This window comes from Streptococcus agalactiae ATCC 13813 (assembly GCF_000186445.1).
Classification (GTDB): Bacteria; Bacillota; Bacilli; order Lactobacillales; family Streptococcaceae; genus Streptococcus; species Streptococcus agalactiae.
In genome coordinates, this window is sequence record NZ_GL636070.1 from 1316220 (window position 1) to 1321960 (window position 5741).

Consider the following 5741-nt stretch of genomic DNA (forward strand, 5'->3'; position numbering starts at 1 on the left):
CAGAACACGCTCATTCTATATAAATGCACAATTGTATTACTAAACTAATTGTACTTATTTAAAAATCATTCCTATAGACAATAAAATACTCATACCAAGTAAACTATAATCTCAAAAACGAACGGGATAAGTTGAAGCATGTGTTCGCTCTTTACCCACTTCAAAACCTTTAGAAAGCATTGCTAACTCTAACTGTTCTACCCAATATATCGTCTTTAATAAAACTGATAATATTAGTCTAGACGATAATGCCCAAGTTACCTGATTCTTCAGTCGGAATGCGAGTCGATTACGTTGGTATTGTAATTTAATTAATGGTAGAAGATTAAAGACCGCAAAAATACCATATGCAAAATGACTAGGCACTTTGAAAGTTTGATAAAGAGATTCTATAAAATCATAATTAGAATGTGATGCATGAAATAACAAACCCACGTTCATGAAAATAAGCGGACGACAGGCTACTAGACTAGCTAAAACGAATTGATGGGGTAATTTCCCCCAAAAATACGTCCCTAGAAATAAAGAGAGTCCCATCACAAATGAGATCAGATTGACCTTCGCCCAAGTTTTTAAAGAAACCTTTACGAAGCATTGCAGTGTTACTACTATAATTAGAAATAACAAAGACGTTCTTAACCTCAATGTGAAACTAAACGAAAAGGTTGGTATTAATAAACATAGGAAGGTAATAGCTGGATGATAGTTTTTCAAATTGAACAAGATGACACCTCCAAGAAACGTGTTGCAAAACACTCTTTTAAGTGAGGATCATGGCTAGTAAAAATAACCCCACAATGATTTTTGTGACAATAACTCAAAAGAAGAGTCGTAATCATATTAGCGTGATAGGCATCTTGTCCATAAGTTGGTTCATCTAATAATAGAAGTTTACTATCACTAGCTAAAATACTGCCAATGGCTAATCGCCTCTGTTGGCCTTGACTTAGTTGAAATGGTGAAAACTGTTTCTTATCCCAAAGATTTATGGTTTCCAAAATATCCCTCGCTTTGTTACTATCCTTGCAAACCTGAAAAATTTCGTCATAAACTGTTGAAAAAATAAATTGGTCTAAGGGATTTTGAAATAAAAAGCTTATAAGAATTTGCTTTCTATGAGTAAATTGTTTTTTCCCTTTAGTCCTATAAAACCCTAACAATCCCATAAAGAAACTAGACTTCCCCACGCCACTTGGTCCATCTAAGCACAACCTCTCCCCACTTGCTAAATCAAAATCAAGGTAAGAGATGAATTTGTTTTTTGAAAGTTTAACTTGGAAATCTTTAATTGATAACAGTTTGTCACCTGTATTATGACTTTTCTTTTCTAATTCGAAGACATTCAAACGATTGAGCATATAATCAAAATCGACCCTTGTCAACCGTTTTTCCAACCAAAAATAGTGATCCATTATATCTTGATAATAAGTAATCAAATGATCGATTACAATCAGCATTGATTGATTGTTTGCTTGATAATTAAGAACTAATTGTAATAGTTGACTGGCACTCTCTTGATCCAAATTCGCAAAAGCTTCATCTAAAATAATAAGTTTAGGAGATTTTAAAAAAATGGTCGCCAATGCTAATCGCTGTTTTTCACCTTGAGATAAAGTATAAATCAACCGATTCTGAAATCCTTTTAAACCAACTTGTGCCAATACAAACTCACTTCTATCTTGCATTTGCTCCGGTTCTATTTGTAAATTTTCTAAAATAAAATACAACTCATGCGCCACAGTATCCATACAAAATTGCAAATCAGGATTTTGAAAAAGAAAACCTACATCGCTTGGTTCTATTAATGAACCGTTTAATAAAACTTGACCTTTCCCACTTTCTTTTAACCCTGATAGTAAAAGAGCCAATGTACTCTTACCACACCCTGAATAGCCACTGATTAAAATTCGTTCTCCTGGGTTAAGACTAAAAGTCACTTCATCAAATAAATAATGACTATCGCCATGGGTGTAAGCTAATTTTTCAACAGATAGCATAGGCTACTTCCCTTCATGAATCCCATAAGCATTCAGTACACCACTTCTATGCAATTGGTCACATATATTCTTTGTTAATAAGAAGAAAATAATAGATGAAACAGTTCTTACTATAAGCATCAGAATGTTATATGAAAATGAAAATGCACTAAGTCCATTGGCATAAAAACTCCATGCAAAACTAAAAATTGATGTCAAAATAGCAGACAATATAAAAGTTGGCAACTTGTAATTATGATACCTAAACAGCGTAAAGCCTAATTCTGACCCTAAACCTTGAAGGGTACCAATGACGAGTACACTTGGTCCATAAATTGATCCAATTAAAACCTCTGTCAAAGCAGCTAACAATTCTGCTACAATAGCGGTTCCTGGCTTCCTCAATATATAAAGAGCCATTGGACCTGCCACAAACCAAATACCATAAATAACTTCATGCGCTATAGGGCCTACAAAAGGTACAAAAGCATTTGAAATATAGCCTGCTCCAAAGTAAATAACGCCCAGAACAACCGCTAATAAAGCAATCAACAATACATCTTTTAAACCCAATTTCATTTTACTTTTTCTCCTTTAAATAATGCTTGTATTGTCATAAATACAGGAACCCGCTTTAATCCCTGAAGTAGCAACAAAGCAATAACACTGCCAATTATAGTCGCCCCTATAAACCTTGGCATAAAAAGAAAAATGGATTGAGCTGCAGATGCTTTAGCTAACACTTCGTGATTTCCATCCGCTGTCCAAGTCCAAAACCAGACCATAATTGGAGCTGATAAAAGTGCTCCAATTATCCCTGTTCCTATAAACTCACCCACCCAAGACATCCAGTCTTTCGCATAAAACCGATAAAACCAACCCGCTAAGAAAGCTCCTGGACCAGCTCCTAGAATAGCTAAAGGTGCAACAGATGCTACTCCTGCTTGAGTTAAAATACGAATAAAAGCCGTTACAAGTGCCATAACTAATGCATAGATTGGTCCCATTATAACTCCAGCGATAATATTAACCACACTAGACATAAAGGCCATGCCTTCTATTCTAAAAATGGGCGTTAAAAAAACATCTAAAGCAATCATAATTGCTAAAACCGTTAATTTTTTTGTTTTATGATTAGTCATCATAACTCCTTCTCTATGACAGATAAGGGGCAACAACCTACAAAAAATTTTGACAACAAAAAACTCCATCTGCAAGCAAACGGAGTTTATTATCTGATTAACTAGAGCTAGCTGTCTCCTAAGAAGACACTACGCCCTTTTCCACCACAAAAAACTTGTAATGGCACACATTTCCCTTCGACAGTACTAACTGCATCAAGTTCAATGGGTATAATCTCAGCTGTTACGCACCCCAAATGTCCTATTTAATTTACTTAAGAATAATAACATAGTTCCTTTGAAATGACAAGGCTTACATTCTGAGCAGAAAGCTATTTAAAACAGTAAAACCCTACTCACTAATCAATGAGTAGGGTTTAATGTCTTATATTTCGGAATGTTTGTTAGTTTAGAAACTAATTATATTTTTGGATATTTCTGTTTATCGCCTCCACTCTACTTTCATTGAGATAAACATGTTCATACATATCGTCCAACTCAGCATAAAAGTTTTTTAAGTCTGTATTACCTTGATGCGATGCAAGTAAGACTTGAACCTTATCACGTGTAGATTTGATTTTTTCAAATAAATCATAGTTGCGTTTATACAAAGCCTGAGCTTCATTAACAATATCTGAGACATTTTCCAAAGAATAGGCATTATCAATACGTTGGATGAACCCTTTAGACTCCTGAGAAATAAGAATGCCTAAATTGTAGATATCATTCCTAGCCTTTTCTTGTTTAAGAGGTAGTTGATGCCTTATTTCTGAATTATTAAAAGTCTTCACAGTAGTATGTGTTTTACGTTGTTTTTCTTGTAATCTTTGATAAAACGCTTTTGATTTTTCACTCATTTTAACATAACGTGTTGGTACTTCAAAGTTATCATCAGCTTTAACCGATGTCGTTGCAACTAGTAATAAGCTACTAGCTAAGATTAAAGTTGTTATTTTTTTCATATTAGTCTCTTTCTATCTTTTAGGTTAGTTCAATACAAAAGTTTAAGATCGCCTTGATAGCAGTGTCTACTCTTTTATACGCGATGAGATTGATTTACTCATCTCAGTAACTTCTAATAAACTAGCCACAAAAGCTTGATCCATATGGCGTGCTCCGATACGATTGTCCAAATGGCTAATCTTAGCTTGAGAACCTGCTAAAATAGCTTCAATATCATTATCAACTGGAACAGTTTCTGTCTTGATTTGGTTATTATAAGTATTACGAGCGACGTTGAATTCTTCAATAGCTTGGTAAGCACGATTCCAAATCATATTCTCAAGACGAGCTGTATCTTCTCTCAATACATTGACTGCACCATTATTAACCTTATTATTCCCTAAAGCTTTCTCAACATCAGAAAGATTAGAAGTTTGAGTATTAATGAGCGTGGTCATTTCCGCAGTTGTTACGCCGGCTGTATTAGCAATATTGACTGTTGATTTATACGCTGAAATAGCATCGTGTGCTGCATTAATCTCCTCTTGAGAAGCTTTGGATTCTTGAACAACTGGTTGAACCGGAGCCGGCTGTTGGACAGAAGTTTGCGCAGCTGAACTTTGTTGTGGAGTTGCCACAGTTTCAGATTTCTTTTCTACGTTTTGAGTCTTCCCAGATATTTTTTGCTCAGTTTGTTCTTTTATAGCCTCTTTTTGAGGAGTTGGCGATTTAGTTTTTTCCTGTTCTACTTTTTGTTTTTTACTGTCATTAGTTGAACGAATATCAACAACTTCTTCTTTTATTTTCTGTGCTAACGGTCTCATTGAAGTAGCTTGTGTAATGGTATAAAACGATTGTGAAGTTATTGGCTCTTTACTAATAAACAACATACTTAAAGGAGTGCTAGTACCAGATACAAGTTCACCATATACTTTAGGAGCGTCTAGTTTATAGGATATAGAAATATCATGAGGAATATTAGTGAGTGATTTTAATTTATTTAGCTCTTTTTTTGTTTTTAGACCATTCATAAAATCATTAACATCTTCAGTTATTTTAGCTAGATGGAGGACTTTCTCTTTGATAATATGTTCTGGAGTTGGCTTATCTGTCTCTAATGTCTTAATAATTCTTTCACACGAAGTAAGCCCTTCAACTAGTTGTTGTTTATAGTCTAGAACCTTTACATAGTCATTTTTAAAATAATCTTGCTGTCTAAATTTGTTTACCTTCTCAAGCAACCTCTTAGCAGTCTGTACAATTTTTCCTAATTCTGATTCTAGCTCTTCCTCAATTAAAGAATAGCCAGCTTTTGACCTTGTTATATTTTTATCTAGCCTAATTTTTTTTTTCAATTTTCTTAGTGCTTTCCTCCCCTTCTACCTTTTTCATATCATCTTTCAAATATTTATTAAATTCAGTCCTTCGTGGAAGTGTTTTGGGACGCTCTTCATTAATATCCTCAAAGAATGTATCAATTAAATCATCTAATTCTTTGAGTTTTCTAGCCCCCATTCTTAGATTCAAAATTTCTAAATACCATCTATTTATTTGACCTTTCTTGTTGATCTTTATGTTTAAAATACTATCTCTCATAACCTTTAAAATTTCAACTTCATCAGGGTTATTTTCTTTATGTCTTTCTATGATTGTATCAATACTGCGAGATCGTATTCTTAGTTTATTTAATAAATCATAAAAT

General features: G+C 33.9%; 5 protein-coding genes, 2 pseudogenes and 1 riboswitch. All 7 genes and pseudogenes read right to left on the reverse strand.

Going from position 1 to position 5741, the window contains the following annotated elements:
- Positions 1 to 111: 111 nt before the first annotated feature.
- Complete coding sequence (locus HMPREF9171_RS106985; RefSeq protein WP_000482630.1) at positions 112 to 723, reverse strand: energy-coupling factor transporter transmembrane component T family protein; 612 nt, start codon at positions 721 to 723, stop codon at positions 112 to 114.
- Entirely contained in the window at positions 711 to 1997 is a 1287-nt protein-coding gene (locus HMPREF9171_RS106980; protein WP_000953599.1) for an ATP-binding cassette domain-containing protein, read from the reverse strand. The genes HMPREF9171_RS106985 and HMPREF9171_RS106980 overlap by 13 nt, the downstream gene beginning before the upstream one ends.
- A 3-nt stretch (positions 1998 to 2000) precedes the next feature.
- Positions 2001 to 2555, reverse strand: a complete 555-nt coding sequence (locus HMPREF9171_RS106975) for an ECF transporter S component (protein ID WP_000765998.1) — start codon at positions 2553 to 2555, stop codon at positions 2001 to 2003.
- The gene (thiW, locus tag HMPREF9171_RS106970) at positions 2552 to 3118 is read right to left on the reverse strand and encodes an energy coupling factor transporter S component ThiW (RefSeq protein ID WP_000181410.1); all 567 of its coding nucleotides are present in this window, start codon (positions 3116 to 3118) and stop codon (positions 2552 to 2554) included. Before thiW ends, HMPREF9171_RS106975 begins: the two co-directional genes overlap by 4 nt.
- Positions 3119 to 3273: 155 nt before the next feature.
- Positions 3274 to 3363, reverse strand: a riboswitch (TPP riboswitch).
- A gap of 150 nt (positions 3364 to 3513) precedes the next feature.
- Entirely contained in the window at positions 3514 to 4059 is a 546-nt protein-coding gene (locus tag HMPREF9171_RS106965; protein ID WP_000724547.1) for a GA module-containing protein, read from the reverse strand.
- A gap of 66 nt (positions 4060 to 4125) precedes the next feature.
- Positions 4126 to 4881 (reverse strand): annotated as a pseudogene (locus tag HMPREF9171_RS106960) (hypothetical protein); the annotation flags it as partial.
- A gap of 496 nt (positions 4882 to 5377) precedes the next feature.
- Positions 5378 to 5741: pseudogene (locus HMPREF9171_RS0102515) on the reverse strand (staphylocoagulase precursor); the annotation flags it as partial.

Bases quoted from the DNA above. Each gene is read 5' to 3' on its own strand.
- thiW (WP_000181410.1), bottom strand. From the start codon at position 3,118: ATGACTAATCATAAAACAAAAAAATTAACGGTTTTAGCAATTATGATT.
- HMPREF9171_RS106965 (WP_000724547.1), bottom strand. From the start codon at position 4,059: ATGAAAAAAATAACAACTTTAATCTTAGCTAGTAGCTTATTACTAGTT.
- HMPREF9171_RS106975 (WP_000765998.1), bottom strand. From the start codon at position 2,555: ATGAAATTGGGTTTAAAAGATGTATTGTTGATTGCTTTATTAGCGGTT.
- HMPREF9171_RS106980 (WP_000953599.1), bottom strand. From the start codon at position 1,997: ATGCTATCTGTTGAAAAATTAGCTTACACCCATGGCGATAGTCATTAT.